14 protein-coding genes and 1 pseudogene are annotated in these 15,791 nt (G+C 68.7%); 11 read left to right on the forward strand and 4 right to left on the reverse strand.

Annotated elements, in window-relative coordinates; translation table 11 throughout:
- Nucleotides 1–18: 18 nt before the first annotated feature.
- Nucleotides 19–876 carry a tRNA cyclic N6-threonylcarbamoyladenosine(37) synthase TcdA gene (gene tcdA / locus ABY44_RS23510; RefSeq protein ID WP_060171849.1) on the reverse strand — a complete coding sequence of 286 codons (858 nt, stop codon included), beginning with the start codon at nucleotides 874–876 and terminating at the stop codon, nucleotides 19–21.
- A gap of 128 nt (nucleotides 877–1,004) precedes the next feature.
- On the opposite strand from tcdA, the gene pdxH reads away from it, so the two are divergent.
- From pdxH to ABY44_RS23525, 3 genes are all read left to right on the forward strand, one after another.
- Nucleotides 1,005–1,649 carry a pyridoxamine 5'-phosphate oxidase gene (pdxH, locus tag ABY44_RS23515; RefSeq protein WP_027789268.1) on the forward strand — a complete coding sequence of 215 codons (645 nt, stop codon included), beginning with the start codon at nucleotides 1,005–1,007 and terminating at the stop codon, nucleotides 1,647–1,649.
- A 121-nt stretch (nucleotides 1,650–1,770) separates the two neighbouring features.
- Complete coding sequence (locus tag ABY44_RS23520; protein WP_027789267.1) at nucleotides 1,771–2,991, forward strand: SAM-dependent methyltransferase; 1,221 nt, start codon at nucleotides 1,771–1,773, stop codon at nucleotides 2,989–2,991.
- Between the two features lie 23 nt (nucleotides 2,992–3,014).
- Nucleotides 3,015–4,304 carry a DUF72 domain-containing protein gene (locus tag ABY44_RS23525; protein ID WP_060171848.1) on the forward strand — a complete coding sequence of 430 codons (1,290 nt, stop codon included), beginning with the start codon at nucleotides 3,015–3,017 and terminating at the stop codon, nucleotides 4,302–4,304.
- A 34-nt stretch (nucleotides 4,305–4,338) separates the two neighbouring features.
- Here the strand turns inward: ABY44_RS23525 and msrA are convergent, their stop codons facing one another.
- Nucleotides 4,339–4,899, reverse strand: coding sequence for a peptide-methionine (S)-S-oxide reductase MsrA (gene msrA / locus ABY44_RS23530; RefSeq protein ID WP_041492935.1), 561 nt, complete (start codon nucleotides 4,897–4,899; stop codon nucleotides 4,339–4,341).
- A 583-nt stretch (nucleotides 4,900–5,482) separates the two neighbouring features.
- Between msrA and ABY44_RS23535 the strand changes: the two genes are divergently transcribed.
- From ABY44_RS23535 to ABY44_RS23545, 3 genes are all read left to right on the forward strand, one after another.
- On the forward strand, nucleotides 5,483–6,889 hold the full coding sequence (locus ABY44_RS23535; protein WP_060171847.1) for a selenium-binding protein SBP56-related protein: 1,407 nt from the start codon (nucleotides 5,483–5,485) through the stop codon (nucleotides 6,887–6,889).
- Nucleotides 6,886–7,551, forward strand: coding sequence for a hypothetical protein (locus ABY44_RS23540; protein ID WP_027789263.1), 666 nt, complete (start codon nucleotides 6,886–6,888; stop codon nucleotides 7,549–7,551). The genes ABY44_RS23535 and ABY44_RS23540 overlap by 4 nt, the downstream gene beginning before the upstream one ends.
- A 305-nt stretch (nucleotides 7,552–7,856) precedes the next feature.
- The gene (locus ABY44_RS23545; RefSeq protein ID WP_021162543.1) at nucleotides 7,857–8,366 is read left to right on the forward strand and encodes a flavin reductase family protein; all 510 of its coding nucleotides are present in this window, start codon (nucleotides 7,857–7,859) and stop codon (nucleotides 8,364–8,366) included.
- Here the strand turns inward: ABY44_RS23545 and ABY44_RS23550 are convergent.
- Nucleotides 8,353–8,853 carry an Lrp/AsnC family transcriptional regulator gene (locus ABY44_RS23550; protein ID WP_006477992.1) on the reverse strand — a complete coding sequence of 167 codons (501 nt, stop codon included), beginning with the start codon at nucleotides 8,851–8,853 and terminating at the stop codon, nucleotides 8,353–8,355. The two genes, ABY44_RS23545 and ABY44_RS23550, sit on opposite strands and share 14 nt — an antisense overlap.
- 130 nt (nucleotides 8,854–8,983) lie before the next feature.
- On the opposite strand from ABY44_RS23550, the gene kynB reads away from it, so the two are divergent.
- From kynB to kynA, 3 genes are all read left to right on the forward strand, one after another.
- A complete protein-coding gene (gene kynB / locus ABY44_RS23555; RefSeq protein ID WP_060171846.1) occupies nucleotides 8,984–9,625 on the forward strand; it encodes an arylformamidase in 642 nt (213 codons plus the stop codon).
- A gap of 24 nt (nucleotides 9,626–9,649) precedes the next feature.
- Nucleotides 9,650–10,903 carry a kynureninase gene (kynU, locus tag ABY44_RS23560; protein ID WP_059688543.1) on the forward strand — a complete coding sequence of 418 codons (1,254 nt, stop codon included), beginning with the start codon at nucleotides 9,650–9,652 and terminating at the stop codon, nucleotides 10,901–10,903.
- A gap of 89 nt (nucleotides 10,904–10,992) precedes the next feature.
- Complete coding sequence (gene kynA / locus ABY44_RS23565; protein ID WP_431642403.1) at nucleotides 10,993–11,928, forward strand: tryptophan 2,3-dioxygenase; 936 nt, start codon at nucleotides 10,993–10,995, stop codon at nucleotides 11,926–11,928.
- An 18-nt stretch (nucleotides 11,929–11,946) separates the two neighbouring features.
- On the opposite strand, the pseudogene ABY44_RS23570 reads toward kynA, so the two are convergent.
- Nucleotides 11,947–12,570: pseudogene (locus ABY44_RS23570) on the reverse strand (MFS transporter); the annotation flags it as partial.
- A gap of 149 nt (nucleotides 12,571–12,719) precedes the next feature.
- On the opposite strand from ABY44_RS23570, the gene dalD reads away from it, so the two are divergent.
- Both dalD and xylB read left to right on the forward strand, forming a co-directional pair.
- Nucleotides 12,720–14,144 (forward strand): D-arabinitol 4-dehydrogenase, encoded by a 1,425-nt coding sequence (gene dalD, locus ABY44_RS23575; protein ID WP_060171845.1) that lies wholly within the window; start codon nucleotides 12,720–12,722, stop codon nucleotides 14,142–14,144.
- Between the two features lie 83 nt (nucleotides 14,145–14,227).
- On the forward strand, nucleotides 14,228–15,709 hold the full coding sequence (xylB, locus tag ABY44_RS23580; protein ID WP_060171844.1) for a xylulokinase: 1,482 nt from the start codon (nucleotides 14,228–14,230) through the stop codon (nucleotides 15,707–15,709).
- Nucleotides 15,710–15,791: the final 82 nt, after the last annotated feature.

The following is a 15,791-nucleotide window of genomic DNA, read 5'->3' on the forward strand; positions in this document are numbered from 1 at the left end:
CGCCCGCGTGTCGCGCGCTCAGCCGGCGGCCTGCGCCGCGATCGCGCGCAGCGCATGCGCGGCGGCCGCGAAGCCGAAGCTCGCGGTCACGCACACGCTCGAACCGAATCCCGCACAGTTGAGCCCCGCGACGTGCGCGGCCGCGGACGGCTCCGCACCGTCCTCGAGATCGCAGGCGGCCGCTTCCGGATAGATCAGCGGCTCGTCCGAATACACGGCGCTGACCTTGAAACGCGCCTTCGGCCCGCGCGGAAAGCCGTGCTGCTTGCGCAACTGCGCGCGCACCTTCGACAGCAGCGGATCCTGGATCGTCAGCGCGAGATCGTCGATCCGGATGCGCGTCGGGTCGAGCTGGCCGCCCGCGCCGCCGACCACGACGAGCGGCTGACGCTTCGCGACGCACCACGCGATCAGCGCGACCTTCGTGCGCACGCTGTCGATCGCGTCGATCACGTAGTCGAAACCGCCGCCGAGCAGCGCATCGAAGTTGTCGGGCTCGACGAAATCCTCGATCCGGTTCACGCGGCACGCGGGATCGATCAGCGCGATCCGCTCGGCCATCGCGTCGACCTTCGGCTTGCCGTAATTGCCGTCGAGCGCGTGGATCTGCCGGTTCGTATTGCTTTCCGCGACGTTGTCGAGATCGATCAGCGTGAGCGCGCCGACCGCGTTGCGTGCGAGCGCCTCGGCCACCCACGACCCGACGCCGCCGATCCCGATCACCGCGACGTGCGCGCGCTCGAACGCGGCGGCGGCCGGCGCGCCGTACAGCCGCGCGACGCCGCCGAAGCGCCGCGCGCGATCCACGTCAAGCTGGATTTCCGGGGTCGGGGTAAGATCAGAAGAACTGGGCGGGGCGGTGTCGGCGGCGGGCATGGCAGCAAGGAAAACGTAAGTCGTGCAGCCCTCTATTTTGCCTGAACTCCCCGCTCGCACGCGCCACTGTGCACGCACGTTTCTTGCGCGTTGGCTACAATGGTTCCAGATTGAAGCGTTTGCATAACATGACGACTCTCGCCGATCTCCGCATCAATTATTCGCGTGCTTCGCTCGACGAAGCCGATGTCGCCCACGACCCCTTCGCCCAGTTCGACCGCTGGTTCAAGGAGGCGCTTGCCGCCAAGCTGCCCGAGCCGAACACGATGACACTCGCGACCGTCGGCGCCGACGGCCGGCCGTCGGCACGCATCGTGCTCATCAAGGGCGTCGACGAACGCGGGTTCGTCTTCTTCACCAATTACGAAAGCCGCAAGGGGCACGACCTCGCCGCGCACCCGCAGGCAGCGCTGCTGTTCTACTGGATCGAGCTCGAGCGCCAGGTGCGCATCGAAGGCCGGATCGAGAAAACCAGCGCCGAGGAAAGCGACCGCTATTTCGCGTCGCGCCCGCTCGGCTCGCGCATCGGCGCATGGGCGTCCGAGCAGAGCGCGGTGATCGACAGCCGCGCGACGCTCGAAGCGCAGGAAAAGGCCGTCAGCGAACGCTACGGCGACAACCCGCCGCGCCCGCCCCACTGGGGCGGCTACCGCCTCGTGCCCGACTCGATCGAGTTCTGGCAGGGCCGCCCGTCGCGGCTGCACGACCGTCTGCTCTATACGCGCGACGCCAACGCTTCGTCAGGCTGGTCGATCTCGCGCCTGTCGCCGTAAGCGCGGCGCCGGCGCACGCCGGTCGTGTCTCGTGTTGCATCCGGGCGCCCGCCGCGCAAGCGGCGGGCGCCGGTCAAGATACTTGGCTGTATTCGATTCAACGAACAAACGGAGAATCCAAATGTTCTGGGAAAAGAAGCTGGCACAGTGGGCGGACGAAGTACGGGCGAAAGCGAACATACCGGCGCGCCTCGTGCTGTGGAACGGCGACCAACTCGATTTCGGCACCTTCAGCGCGCCGCAGGTCACGCTGAAGGTGAACAGCGCGTCGGCGCTGCCGCTCTTGCTCGAACCGAGCCTCGACAATCTCGGCGAGGCCTACGTGAAGGGCAAGATCGACATCGAAGGCAAGCTGTCGGACATCATCAACATCGGCTACTCGCTCGCGCGCAGCACGGTGACGAGCGCGAGCAAGCTCGCGCGCGTGAAGCGCTACTTCAATCACACGAAGAGCACCGACAAGAAGGCGATCCAGTATCACTACGACGTCTCGAACGAGTTCTACAAGCTGTGGCTCGACGAGAACATGGTGTACTCGTGCGCCTACTTCGAGAACGGCGACGAGGATCTCGCCACCGCGCAGATCAAGAAGATCGACCATATCCTGACGAAGATCCAGCTCGAGCCCGGCCAGCGCCTGCTCGACATCGGCTGCGGCTGGGGTGCGCTCGTGCTGCGCGCCGCGCAGAAGTTCGGCGCGCAGTGCCTCGGCGTCACGCTGTCGCAGAACCAGTTCGACCTCGCGACCGCGCGCGTGAAGGCGGCCGGGCTGGAGGACAGGATCGAGATCCGGCTGCAGGACTACCGCGAGATCGACGGCCAGTTCGACCGCATCACGAGTGTCGGGATGTTCGAGCACGTCGGGCGCAAGAACCTGCCGCTCTATTTCACGCGGATTCATGACCTGCTCGTCGACGACGGCATCGCGATGAACCACGGGATCACGTCGACCGACGCGGAAAGCGGCGAAACCGCGCTCGGCGGCGGCGAGTTCATCGACCGCTACGTGTTCCCGGACGGCGAGCTGCCGCACATCAGCCTCGCGCTGGAAGCCGCGCAGCGCGGCGGACTGGAAGCGATTGACGTCGAAAGCCTGCGACGGCACTATGCGCGCACGCTCGACATCTGGACGGAAAACTTCGAGGCGAAGGCAGAAGCGGCGCGACAACTCGTCGACGACGAAAAATTCCGCATCTGGCGCGTGTATCTCGCCGGCTGCGCGTATGCGTTCGAGCACGACGACGTGTCGATCTTCCAGATCGTGTGCCGCAAGGCCGGACGCAGCGCGAAAACGCTACCGTGGTCGCGGCGCTATATGTACGAACACGCGCTGCCGCGCTAGGCGGCGCTTCACGCAGGGCATGCATGGGTGACGGCAGGACGCGGCGCAAGGGGCCGCCGGAACGACAGCAGCACGACGACGCGCACGCGCCGCACGCCGACGGGCAATTCGACCTGTTCGGCGTGCCGGCCGACGCTGCACGCGCGTCGCCCGAGGACGACGGCCCGCCTGCCCGCACCGACGAACACGTGAAACCGGACGCGCGCGACGACGCGCAGCCGGCACCGCGCTCCCGCTCCCGTTCTTCCGACGAAACACCGCCTGCCGCTTCCGGCCTGCTGTGGGACGAACCGTCCCCGCCAGCCGCGCCGCCGAAGAAAGGCCGGTGCCGACGCGGCGTGCTGCCCGCGCCGATCGCCCCCGAGGTGGCCGACGCGGCGGCCGGCCTGCCGCCGAACGTTCGGCTCGGCACGTCGTCGTGGTACTTCCCGGGCTGGGACGGCATCGTCTACGACGGCGATTTCGCGCAGACCAAGCTGTCGCGCGAAGGGCTCGAAGCGTACGGCGCACATCCGCTGCTGAAGAGCGTGAGCCTCGACCGGTCGTTCTACGGCCCGCTGTCGGTCGCCGATTACCTGCGCTACGCGCAGCAGGTGCCCGACGATTTCCGCTTCGTCGTGAAGGCGCCGGCCTCCGTGACCGACGCGGTCATCCGCGGCCGGCGCGGCGAGCCGTCGGGGCCGAACCCGACCTTCCTCGACGCGCAGCTCGCCACCCGCGAGTTCGTGCAGCCGTGCCTCGAAGGGCTCGGCCGGAAAGCCGGTGTGCTCGTGTTCCAGTTCTCGCCGCTGCCCGACCAGCTGCTCGCGCAGCCGGCCGCGCTGATCGACCGGCTCGCCGCGTTCTTCGCGGCGCTGCCACCGCTGCCGCGGGAAACCGACGGCACCCGCTATGCGATCGAGATTCGCGACGCGAGCCTGCTCACGCCGCGTTTCATCCGCGCGCTCGCCGCGCTCGGTGTGCGCTACTGCGTCGGCCTGCACGCGCGGATGCCCGACGCGCTGCGCCAGGCGGCCGCGCTCGCCCTGCTCGACGGCGACGCGCCGGGCCCGCTGATCGTGCGCTGGAGCCTGCACAGCGGCTTCAAGTACGAACAAGCGAAAGCGAAATACGAGCCGTTCGACAAACTCGTCGACGAGGATCCGGCCACGCGCTCGGCGCTCGCCGAACTGGCCGCGCGCTATGCGCTGGCCGGGCAGCCGGTGATCATCACGATCAACAACAAGGCGGAAGGCTCCGCGCCGCTGTCGTGCATCGCGCTCGCGCGCGAGATCGCCGCCGCGTGCGCGCAGTGGCGCAACGAGGCGGCCTGACGCCCATTTGCGCCGGCTTCCGCCGTTCCGGCGCTTACGCGCCGCGCAGCGACTTCAGCCGGTGCGAGAACTTCTGCCGGAATTTCGCGAGCTTCGGCCCGATCACGACCGAGCAGTAGCCCTGCCCCGGGTTACGCGCGTAATAGTTCTGGTGATAATCCTCGGCCGGCCAGTAGTTGCCGTCGAGCGGCACGACCTGCGTGACGATCGGCTGCCCGAACACCTGCTCGCGCTCCAGCTCGCGGATCACGTCGAGCGCCGTGTCGCGTTGCGCGTCCGAATGCGTGAACACGACCGAACGGTACTGCGTGCCGACGTCGTTGCCCTGCCGGTTCAACTGGGTCGGATCGTGCGTCGCGAAGAAGATCTCGAGGATCTCGCGATAGCCGATGCGCGCCGGATCGAACGTCACGTTGACGACTTCCGCGTGGCCCGTGTCGCCTTCGCAGATGTCGCGATAGCCGGGATTGCGCGTATGGCCGCCCGCGTAGCCCGACTGGACGGCCGTCACGCCGTCGACGTCGAGAAACACCGCCTCCGTGCACCAGAAACACCCGCCTCCCAATGTCGCGGTTTCAAGCATCTCGTTCACCATGAAATCAGTCCTTCGTTGATGTCGGCAGCCGGCACGCATGCGCCGGCGCCACCGTTCCGTCTCGCCGCTGCCCACCCGGGGGCGGGTCGCAACGGCACTGCGGCAAGTATCTCACTCGCGCGCGAACCTGACAGGTTGCACAGGTACCGCGCACGACCGGCCGCCTGCTTTCTCGTCTACACTTAGGCACGCGCGAGCGCGGCGGCAAACCCGCTGCCTCGCGCAAAGCGCCCGATGCGTGCCCGCCCCTGATGCAAACATCATCTGCCGGAACATCGATATGCATGCCTTAACAGACATCACCTGCATCACTCGCCCGGCCGTCGCCGCATCGCGGGCTGCCGCTTCGACCGTGCCACCCCCTTGCCGTACGTCCGTCTCGCCCCGCGTGCGGCGATCCGGAACACCGCCTTTCTCCGCTTTCACGATCTGATGCACGGCGCGCCGCACGTGTCGCCGACGCGTGCACCCGCCTGCCGATCGCGCCTGCCGGCGCCACGCGCGCCGCGCGGCAACCCCGACCCGCACGCCCGCAACGAACGGCCGTGCGTCAACGATCCGAACCCATCGAGAGGGCATCACCATGAGCATGCGACCTGACCCGACGTTTCACGCTTCGCCCGAGCTTGCGATGCAGGCGCCGGCGGAAGAGTTTGCCTATACGTTGTTGCTGAGCCCCGATTTTTCCAGACCCGACGCGCTCGCCGTGATCGACGTGAAGCCCGGCTCGACGACCTACGGAAAGATCGTGCATACGGTGACGATGCCCAACACCGGCGACGAGTTTCACCACTTCGGCTGGAATGCCTGTTCGTCGTCGCTGTCGCCGCTGACCGGCCATGCGTTCCTCGAACGCCGCTTCCTGATCATCCCCGGCCTGCGCTCGTCGCGCATCTACGTGATCGACACGAAGCCGCATCCGACGCAGGCGCGCATCCACAAGATCGTCGAGCCCGACGAGATCTTCTCGAAAACCGGCTATTCGCGGCCGCACACCGTTCACTGCGGCCCCGAAGGCATCTACGTGAGCACGCTGGGCGGCGCGGGCAAGGACGGCACCGACGGCGCGCCCGGCATCTTCATCATGGATTGCGAAACCTTCGACGTGCTCGGCCGCTGGGAGATCGACCGCGGCCCGCAGGACAAGCACTACGACTTCTGGTGGAACCTGCCGCGCGACTACATGGTGTCGAGCGAATGGGCGCTGCCGCCGCAATTCGAGAACGGCATCGTGCCCGAGGACCTGCTCGCGAACAAATACGGGCACAGGCTGCATTTCTGGGACCTGCGCGCGCGGCGCAACGTGCAGACGATCGATCTCGGCGCACAGCACCAGATGGCGCTCGAAGTGCGGCCCGCGCACGATCCGGTGCGCGAATACGGGTTCGTCGGCGTCGTGGTCGATACGACGAATCTCGAAGGCTCGATCTGGACCTGGTGGCGCGAAGGCGGCAAGTTCCATGTGAAGAAGACCGCGACCATCCCGGCCGAGCCGGCCGCGGCCGACGAACTGCCGCCGCTGCTGAAATCGTTCGGCGCGGTGCCGCCGCTCGTGACCGACATCGACCTGTCGCTCGACGACCGCTTCCTCTACGTGTCGTGCTGGGGCACCGGCGAGATGCGCCAGTACGACGTATCGGACCCGCACAACCCGGTGCTCGCGGGGTCGGTCCGCATCGGCGGCATCGCGCGCCGTGCGCCGCACTCGAACGGCCGCGCATTCGCGGGCGGCCCGCAGATGGTCGAGATCAGCCGCGACGGCCGGCGCGTGTACTGGACCAACTCGCTCTATTCGACGTGGGACGACCAGTTTTATCCGGATGGCGTGCCGGCCGCGCAGGTGCTCGCGCATGCGGGGCCGGAAGGCGGGCTGACGCTCGCCGACGATTACTGGGTCGAGTTCCCCGAAGGTTATCGCGCGCACCAGATCCGGCTCGAAGGCGGCGACTGCTCGACCGACTCGTTCTGCTATCCGTCGGTCAAGCGTTGAACGCCGGCCTACACGCCCAGTTCGCGCTGTGGGCGGCCGTGCTCGCGAGCGGGGTGTATCACGGGCTCAACCCCGCGATGGGCTGGCCGCTCGCGGTGTCGAACGCGCTGATGACGCGCCGCGGCGGCGCGCTCGTCGCGGCGCTCGGCTATCTCGCGCTCGGCCATGCGCTCGCGGTCTTCGCGGTGATGCTGCCGTTCGGGCTGCTCGCCGCGCTGCTTGCCTGGCAATCGGCGATCCGGATCGGCGCGAGCGCGCTCGTGATCGGCTTCGGCGCCGTGCTGCTGATCCGGCGCCGGCATCCGCGTGCGCTCGCGCGGATCCCGCCCGCGCGGCTCGGCCTGTGGTCGTTCGCGGTCGCGATCGCACATGGCGCGGGGCTGATGCTGGTGCCGATCTACCTCGGGCTCTGCGGGCTCGACCGGGACGCCGGCCACCGGGCGGCGGCCACGCTCGTCGATGCGCATCTCGGAATGGCGCTCGTCGTCGCGGCCGTGCATGCAATCGCGATGATCGGCGCCGGCGGCGGGCTCGCGTGGCTCGTGTACCGCTATCTCGGGCTGAAGTTCGTGTCGCGGAGCTGGTTCAATCTCGATGCGGTGTGGGCGTCGAGCCTGATCGTGACGGGCGCGCTGTCGCTCGGACTGGCGGCGGCGCGATAGATGGCGCGGGGATCGGCGGCGGGGAGATGCAACTGCGCAGGACCGCGCGGCGGCCCCGTTCGAAAAACGCGACAGAACGGCGTTGCCGGCCGCGCGCGATTGCCCGTCCTGCCGCGCGCCGCAGTGTTCGCTACGTCACCCTGCCCCCTCGATGCGCCGCCTGGCCGGGCCCGGCGGCCCCGATTCCGCTAAAATCGGGCCATGCGCACCCCTTCCCCATCGACCGCCTTGTCGCCTTTCGTCCGCCGTGCCCGCCCCGCTCGCGTCGCGCCGCGCCCGCCCGTCTCGTCCCGGATGGCTGCCCGATGAGCCAGGCCAATCCCCCGGATTTCGACTCGGCCGCTTTCCGGCAAGCGCTCGGCCAGTTCGCAACGGGCGTGACGGTGATCACGACGCGCGCGCCGTCCGGACAGCTGATCGGCATCACCGCCAGCTCGTTCAACTCGGTATCGCTCGATCCGCCGCTCGTGCTGTGGAGCCTCGCGCACAAATCGGCGTCGACGCCCGTGTTCCGCGGCAACAGCCACTATGTGGTGAACGTACTTGCTGCCTCGCAGCTCGACCTGTGCAAGCGCTTCTCGACCTACAAGGGCGACCGCTTCGAAGGAATCGCGCATGCGGCCGGCAACTCCGGGATGCCCGTGCTCGACGGCGCGCTCGCATGGTTCGAATGCCACAACCGCAGCCGCTATGACGAAGGCGACCACGTGATCTTCGTCGGCGAGGTTGAACGCTGCGGCGTGCGCGCCGCATCGGACACGACGCCGCCGCTCGTGTTCCACGGCGGCGGCTTCCACGGCCTTACACCGCTTTGATCGCTCCCGTGCGCGCCAGCCCGACCGGCGCGCCGGCTTCGTCCTTCAGCGTCTGCAGCACGATGTTCGAACGGATGTCCATGACGCCCGGCGCCTTGTAGAGCCGGTTCAGCACGAAATCCGAGTAGTGCTTGAGGTTGTGCGCGAGCACGCGCAGCAGATAGTGGCTCTCGCCCGTCACGACGAACGCGCCGACCACCTCCGGCCATTCGCGCAGCGCTTCCGCGAAGCGCTCGTGCCATTGATTTTCTTCGTTGCGCATCGATACCTGCACGAACGCCTCGAGTTCGAAGCCGAGCTTCTCGCGGCTCAGGCACGCGCGATAGTGCTCGATCACACCCTGCTCCTCGAGCAGGCGCATGCGGCGCAGGCAGGCGGATGGCGAAAGCGAAATGCGTTCCGCCAGGTCGAGATTGCTGATTCTGCCCTCTTCCTGCAGTACCGCCAGAATCCGGCAGTCGGTGGCATCGAGCGTGATCGCGTGCATTTTTGGTCCCCGTTTTCCCTCTGAGTCGAATTATCTGCCAATCCGGCGGTTTGTCCATGTTTATTTCGCAAGCACTTTCTGCGAGCGTCCACCTATCATTCGAAGCATCGACTCACCGAATCGTCATGCCATGGACACCCTCTGGGACATCTCGCCGCCTGTCAGCCCCGCCACCCCCGTGTGGCCGGGCGATACGCCGGTTTCCGTCGAACGCGTGTGGCGGATGGAGGCCGGCTCGCCGGTCAACGTCGCACGCCTGACGCTGTCGCCGCACACGGGCGCGCACTGCGACGCGCCGCTGCATTACGACGCCGACGGCGCGCCGATCGGCGCCGTGCCGCTCGACACCTATCTCGGCCCGTGCCGCGTGATCCATTGCATCGGCGCATCGCCGGTCGTGCGGCCGGCCGATGTCGCGGCCGCGCTCGACGGCGTGCCGCCGCGCGTGCTGCTGCGCACGTATGCACGCGCCAGCGTCGAACGATGGGACAGCGACTTCTGCGCGGTCGCGCCCGAGACCGTCGACCTGCTCGCCGCGCACGGCGTGAAGCTGATCGGCATCGATACGCCGTCGCTCGACCCGCAGGAATCGAAGACGATGGATGCGCATCACCGCGTGCGCGCGCACCGGATGGCGATCCTCGAAGGCATCGTGCTCGACGACGTGCCGCCCGGCGACTACGAACTGATCGCACTGCCGCTGAAATTCGCGACGCTCGACGCGAGCCCCGTGCGCGCGGTGCTGCGCGCGCTGCCCGCGCGTGCCTCCTGATTACCCCGACTGACGACTCAAATCATGATCAAGACCCGTGAAGACGCACTCGCGCTCGACCGCGACGATCCGCTCGCCCCGCTGCGCGACCAGTTCTCCCTGCCCGACGGCGTGATCTATCTCGACGGCAACTCGCTCGGCGCGCAGCCGCGCGCATCGGCCGCCCGCGCGCAGCAGGTGATCGGCGCCGAATGGGGCGAAGGCCTGATCCGCAGCTGGAACACGGCCGGCTGGTTCGCGTTGCCGCGCCGTCTCGGCGACAAGCTCGCGACGCTGATCGGCGGCGCACCGGGCGAAACGGTCGTCACCGACACCATCTCGATCAACCTGTTCAAGCTGCTGTCGGCGATGCTGCGCCACCAGGCCGAGCGCGCGCCCGAGCGCCGCGTGATCGTGTCGGAGCGCTCGAACTTCCCGACCGACCTGTATATCGCGCAGGGGCTGATCGAGCAGCTCGGCGGCAACTATGAACTGCGCCTGATCGACGATCCGGCCGACCTGCCGGCCGCGCTCGGCGCGGACACGGCCGTCGCGATGATCACGCACGTGAATTACCGCACCGGCTACATGCACGACATGCCGGCCGTCACGCAACTCGTGCACGACGCGGGCGCGCTGATGCTGTGGGACCTCGCGCACTCGGCCGGCGCGGTGCCGGTCGACCTGAACGGCGCGCGCGCCGACGGCGCGGTCGGCTGCACGTACAAGTACCTGAACGGCGGCCCGGGTTCGCCCGCATTCGTGTGGGTGCCGCAGCGTCATCACGCACACTTCTCGCAGCCGCTGTCCGGCTGGTGGGGCCACCGCGCACCGTTCGCGATGCAGCCGGGCTTCGCGCCCGATCCGGGCATCGCGCGCTTCCTGTGCGGCACGCAGCCGATCGTGTCGATGTCGATGGTCGAATGCGGGCTCGACGTGTTCCTGCAAACCGACATGCAGGCGATCCGCCGCAAATCGCTCGCGCTGACCGATGCCTTCATCGCGCTCGTCGAAGCACGCTGCGCGGGCCTGTCGCTGAAGCTCGTCACGCCGCGCGCGCATCACCAGCGCGGCTCGCAGGCGAGCTTCGAGCATCCGCACGGCTACGAGGTGATGCAGGCGCTGATCGCGCGCGGCGTGATCGGCGACTACCGCGAGCCGTACGTGCTGCGCTTCGGCTTCACGCCGCTCTATGTGCGCTTCGTCGACGTGTGGGATGCCGTCGAGACGCTGCGCGACATCCTCGCCACCGACGCCTGGAAGGCGCCCGAGTTCGCCGAACGCGGCGCGGTGACCTGACCGGCCTTGCCCGGCGCGCACCGCGGTCACGCGGATTGCGCGCCGCGCCCCGTCATTCAAATCTGGAGATAGTCGTGAATTCTGGTCATATGCAGCCGCCCGGCGGCGACGCGCCGGCGGGCTGCCCGTTCTCGGGCGCACGCGCCGCACATCCGGCACAAGCGGCACACGAAGCGCCGCACGTGCCGGGCGATTCCTCGGGCGAAGCCGGCTGGCACAACGCACAGCTCGATTTCTCGAAGTCGATGAGCTACGGCGACTACCTGTCGCTGAATTCGATCCTCGACGCGCAGCATCCGCTGTCGCCGGATCACAACGAGATGCTGTTCATCATCCAGCATCAGACGAGCGAGCTGTGGATGAAGCTCGCGCTGTTCGAGCTGCGCGGCGCGCTCGACGCGGTGCGCACCGACGCGCTGCCGCCCGCGTTCAAGATGCTCGCGCGCGTGTCGCGGATCCTCGAGCAACTGGTGCAGGCGTGGAACGTGCTGTCGACGATGACGCCGTCCGAGTATTCGGCGATGCGGCCGTATCTCGGGCAATCGTCGGGCTTCCAGTCGTATCAGTATCGCCAGCTCGAATTCCTGCTCGGCAACAAGAACGTGCAGATGCTGCAGCCGCATGCGCACCGGCCCGACATCCTCGAACAGGTGCGCGCGACGCTCGAGGCGCCGTCGTTCTACGACGAGGTCGTCCGCCTGCTCGCGCGACGCGGTTTCCCGATCGCGCAAGCGCGGCTCGAGCGCGACTGGACGCAGCCGACGCAGCACGACGAAACGGTCGAAGCCGCGTGGCTCGAGGTGTACCGCCACCCGCAGCAGCACTGGGAGCTCTACGAGATGGCCGAGGAACTCGTCGATCTCGAGGATGCATTCCGCCAGTGGCGCTTCCGCCACGTGACGACCGTCGAGCGCATCATCGGCTTCAAGCAGGGCACGGGCGGCACCAGCGGTGCGCCGTACCTGCGCAAGATGCTCGACGTCGTGCTGTTCCCCGAGCTCTGGCACGTGCGCACCACGCTGTAACGCACCACTCGCCCGCCGTCACGACGACGTGCGGGCCAGTTCCTCCCCTTCGCGCGGCTGCGCTGCCGCACGTGACAGCCACGGGATATGCCGCCGCACGACGAGCAGCGCGACGCAGACGATGTGCATCGCGATCGCCAGCATCGTCAGATAGGCCGTGGCGCCGCCCGTGGTGATCACGATCGCGCCCGCGAACGCACTGAGGATCGCGCCGAGCCGGCCGAACGCGAGCGCGCTTCCGGTACCCGTCGCGCGCACGGCGGTCGGTAGATGTACGCACAGAGCGCATACATCGTCGACTGCACCTCGTTGACGAACAGCGTGCAGCCCGAGCCCGACGATCAGCCAGCCCGTGTGGCGGCTTGCATCGCCCCCCATCAGCCACACCGCACTCGCCGCGCCGCCGATGCTGCACAGCACGAGCGGCCAGCGCGACCCGGCATGCGCGATCGTCCACGCGCACAGCAGCGCGCCGATCACGCCGCCGAGGTTGTACGCGGTGAGCCCCGTCCCCGCGACCGACACGCTCAGCCTGCTCGCGGCCAGCATCGTCGGCAGCCAGCTGAACGCCGCATACACGGCGAGCAGGCACATGAAGAACGCGCTCCACAGCGCGATCGTGTCGCGCGCCTTTCCGCCCGCTCATTCGGCCCGCCACCGCAGCGCACCATCGAAATGCCGTTTCCCCGCCTTGACTTTCGTTCGCCCGAATACGATCATTCGTTCACACAAAGAGCAAATGATCGTATTCGTACTCGGCAGGAAAATCTGGCACGAACAGGAGACACCGGATGAGCGCATCGCCCTCCGCCCGCACGCCCGTGCTGCTGCACATCGGCGCGGGCTCGTTTCACCGCGCGCACCAGGCGTGGTATCTGCATCGCGTGAACGCGGCCGTGCCGCCCGACGAGCGCTGGTCGCTGACCGTCGGCAACATCCGCGACGACATGCGCGCGACGATGGACGCGCTCGCCGCGCAGCACGGCGAATACACGCTCGAGACCGTCACGCCGCAAGGCGAGCGCGCGTACGAGACGATCCGCGCGATCACGCGCGTACTGCCCTGGTCGATCGATCTCGCCGCGCTGATCGACGCCGGCGCCGATCCGGCCTGCCGGATCGTGTCGTTCACCGTCACCGAAGGCGGCTACTACCTCGACGAACACAACCGGCTCGACGTCGCGAATGCCGATCTCGCGGCCGACCTGCAGGGTGCGCGCACGACGCTGTACGGCGCGCTCGCGGCGCTGCTCGCCGAACGCGTGAAGCGCGGCGCGGGCCCGCTCACGCTGCAGAGCTGCGACAACCTGCGCAACAACGGTGCGCGCTTTCGCGCGGGGATGCGCGAATTCCTCGAGCGGCGCGGGCAGGCCGACCTGCTCGCGTGGTTCGATGCGAACGTCGCGACGCCGAGCGCGATGGTCGACCGCATCACGCCGCGCCCGACCGCCGACGTGCGCGAGCGCGTGCTGGCGGCCACCGGCATCGACGACGCATGCCCGGTGATGGGCGAATCGTTCATCCAGTGGGTGATCGAGGACCGCTTCGCGGCCGGCCGGCCGCGCTGGGAGCTGGCCGGTGCCGAACTCGTCGACGACGTGCACCCGTACGAGGAAGCGAAGATCCGCATCCTCAACGCGACGCACAGCTGCATCGCGTGGGCCGGCACGCTCGCGGGCCACACGTATATCCACGAAGGCACGCACGACGCGGCGATCCGGCGCTTCGCGCACGACTACGTGACGCAGGACGTGATCCCGTGCCTGACGCCGAGCCCGCTCGATCTCGCGCGCTACCGCGACGTCGTGCTCGAACGCTTCGGCAACCCGTACGTACTCGACACGAACCAGCGCGTCGCGGCCGACGGCTTCTCGAAGATCCCCGGCTTCATCGCACCGACGCTCGTCGAATCGTTCGCACGCGGCGCGGCGCCGGTCGCCACAGCCGTGCTGCCCGCGCTGTTCCTGCGCTTTCTCGAACGCTGGGCGCGCGGCACCTTGCCGTACGCGTACCAGGACGGCGTGATGGACGAAAGCGCCGCGCGTGCGATCGTCGGGTCCGGCCATCCGGGGGCCGGCCGTCCGGAGGCCGACGACCAGGTCGCCGCGCTGTGCGCAAGCCGCGCGCTGTGGGGTTCGCTCGCCGGCAACGCGGCGCTGGTCGAGGCGTTGCGCGCCGGGCTCGCGCGGGTCGATGCATGGCTCGCGGCGCGCTGACGCGCATTGGGGCGAACCTGCCTTGGCACGTGCACGGCCGCGCGGCTAAAGTAGCGAGTCCCCACTGACGGAACGGATCGCTCATGTATCTCGGCATCGACCTCGGCACTTCGGAAGTGAAGGTGCTTCTGCTCGCCCCGGACGGCACGGTCGTCGGCACCGCCGGCTCGCCGTTCACCGTGTCGCGGCCGCATCCGCGCTGGGCCGAACAGCATCCGGACGACTGGTGGCAAGGCACGCTCGCCGCGCTCGCTGCGCTGCGCGAACGGCATCCGCAAGCGTTCGCGGCCGTGCGCGGCATCGGCCTGTCGGGCCAGATGCACGGCGCCGTGCTGCTCGGCCGCGACGACCGCGTGCTGCGCCCCGCGATCCTGTGGAACGACATGCGCAGCGCCGACGAGTGCGCGCTGCTCACCGAACGCGCACCCGACCTCCACGCCCTCGCCGGCAATCTCGCGATGCCGGGCTTCACCGCGCCGAAGCTGCTGTGGGTCGCGAAGCACGAGCCCGATGTGTTCGCGGCGACTGCCTGCGTGCTGATGCCGAAGGATTACCTGCGGTTCCGGCTCACCGGCGCGAAGGTGTCCGACCCGTCGGACGCAGCCGGCACGCTGTGGCTCGACGTCGCACGCCGCGACTGGTCCGACGCACTGCTCGCCGCATGCGGAATGACGCGTGACCAGATGCCGCGCATCGTCGAAGGCAATGCGCCATCCGGCACGCTGCGCGCGGACATCGCGCGCGAACTCGGGCTGTCGGAGGCGGTCGTGGTAGCCGGCGGCGGCGGCGACAACGCAACGAGCGCGCTCGGCATCGGTGCGATCCACGCAGGCGACGGCTTCGTGTCGCTCGGCACGTCCGGCGTGCTGAGCGTGGTCGGCGATCGCTTCATGCCGAACCCCGCATCGGCCGTGCATGCGTTCTGCCACGCGATTCCCGACCGCTGGCAATTGATGAGCGTCGTGCTGTCAGCCGCGAGCTGCCTGCGCTGGGTCTGCAAGCTGACCGGCACCGACGAGCCCGCCCTGCTCGCCGAAGTCGAGGCGCTCGACGCCGACGCGCTCGCGACGGCCCCGCTGTTCCTGCCCTACCTGTCCGGCGAGCGCACGCCGCACAACGATCCGTACGCACAAGGCGTGTTCTTCGGGATGACGCATGCGACCGAACGCGCGCATCTCGGCTACGCGGTGCTCGAAGGCGTGACGCTCGGCCTCGCCGACGGTCTCGACGCGCTGCATGCGGCCGGCGTCGAAACCGCCCAGCTGTCGCTGATCGGCGGCGGCGCGCGCAGCGCGTACTGGGCACAACTGATCGCCGATGCGCTGAACGTGCGCACGCGCCAGCACGGCGGCGGCGAAACGGGTGCGGCGCTCGGCGCGGCGCGGCTCGGCTGGCTGGCTGTCGGCGGCGATCCGCATGCGGTGCTGGCCAAGCCGCCGGTGCGGGCCGAATACGCGCCGGATGCCGCCCGCCATGCGCTGCTGCGCGAACGCCTCGATGCGTTTCGTTCGCTGTACCGCCACGTGCGGCCGCTGTACGAACCCTCGCGCGCACGGCTCGCGTAAGCGCCGCCTGTCACGCGCGCCGGCCGTCGGCCGCATGCGCGACATGCGGTACAGTGGATGCCGTCATGCGGCCCGCCGGCCG

Origin of the sequence: Burkholderia sp. ZZQ-2, assembly GCF_050768715.1 — a bacterium.
In the GTDB taxonomy this organism is placed as follows: domain Bacteria; phylum Pseudomonadota; class Gammaproteobacteria; order Burkholderiales; family Burkholderiaceae; genus Burkholderia; species Burkholderia cepacia.

What these genes read in the sequence shown, in the direction of transcription:
- tcdA (WP_060171849.1), bottom strand. Translation starts at nt 876, where the DNA reads ATGCCCGCCGCCGACACCGCCCCGCCCAGTTCTTCTGATCTTACCCCG.
- pdxH (WP_027789268.1), top strand. Translation starts at nt 1,005, where the DNA reads ATGACGACTCTCGCCGATCTCCGCATCAATTATTCGCGTGCTTCGCTC.
- ABY44_RS23520 (WP_027789267.1), top strand. Translation starts at nt 1,771, where the DNA reads ATGTTCTGGGAAAAGAAGCTGGCACAGTGGGCGGACGAAGTACGGGCG.
- ABY44_RS23525 (WP_060171848.1), top strand. Translation starts at nt 3,015, where the DNA reads ATGGGTGACGGCAGGACGCGGCGCAAGGGGCCGCCGGAACGACAGCAG.
- msrA (WP_041492935.1), bottom strand. Translation starts at nt 4,899, where the DNA reads ATGGTGAACGAGATGCTTGAAACCGCGACATTGGGAGGCGGGTGTTTC.
- ABY44_RS23535 (WP_060171847.1), top strand. Translation starts at nt 5,483, where the DNA reads ATGAGCATGCGACCTGACCCGACGTTTCACGCTTCGCCCGAGCTTGCG.
- ABY44_RS23545 (WP_021162543.1), top strand. Translation starts at nt 7,857, where the DNA reads ATGAGCCAGGCCAATCCCCCGGATTTCGACTCGGCCGCTTTCCGGCAA.
- ABY44_RS23550 (WP_006477992.1), bottom strand. Translation starts at nt 8,853, where the DNA reads ATGCACGCGATCACGCTCGATGCCACCGACTGCCGGATTCTGGCGGTA.
- kynB (WP_060171846.1), top strand. Translation starts at nt 8,984, where the DNA reads ATGGACACCCTCTGGGACATCTCGCCGCCTGTCAGCCCCGCCACCCCC.
- kynU (WP_059688543.1), top strand. Translation starts at nt 9,650, where the DNA reads ATGATCAAGACCCGTGAAGACGCACTCGCGCTCGACCGCGACGATCCG.
- kynA (WP_431642403.1), top strand. Translation starts at nt 10,993, where the DNA reads ATGCAGCCGCCCGGCGGCGACGCGCCGGCGGGCTGCCCGTTCTCGGGC.
- dalD (WP_060171845.1), top strand. Translation starts at nt 12,720, where the DNA reads ATGAGCGCATCGCCCTCCGCCCGCACGCCCGTGCTGCTGCACATCGGC.
- xylB (WP_060171844.1), top strand. Translation starts at nt 14,228, where the DNA reads ATGTATCTCGGCATCGACCTCGGCACTTCGGAAGTGAAGGTGCTTCTG.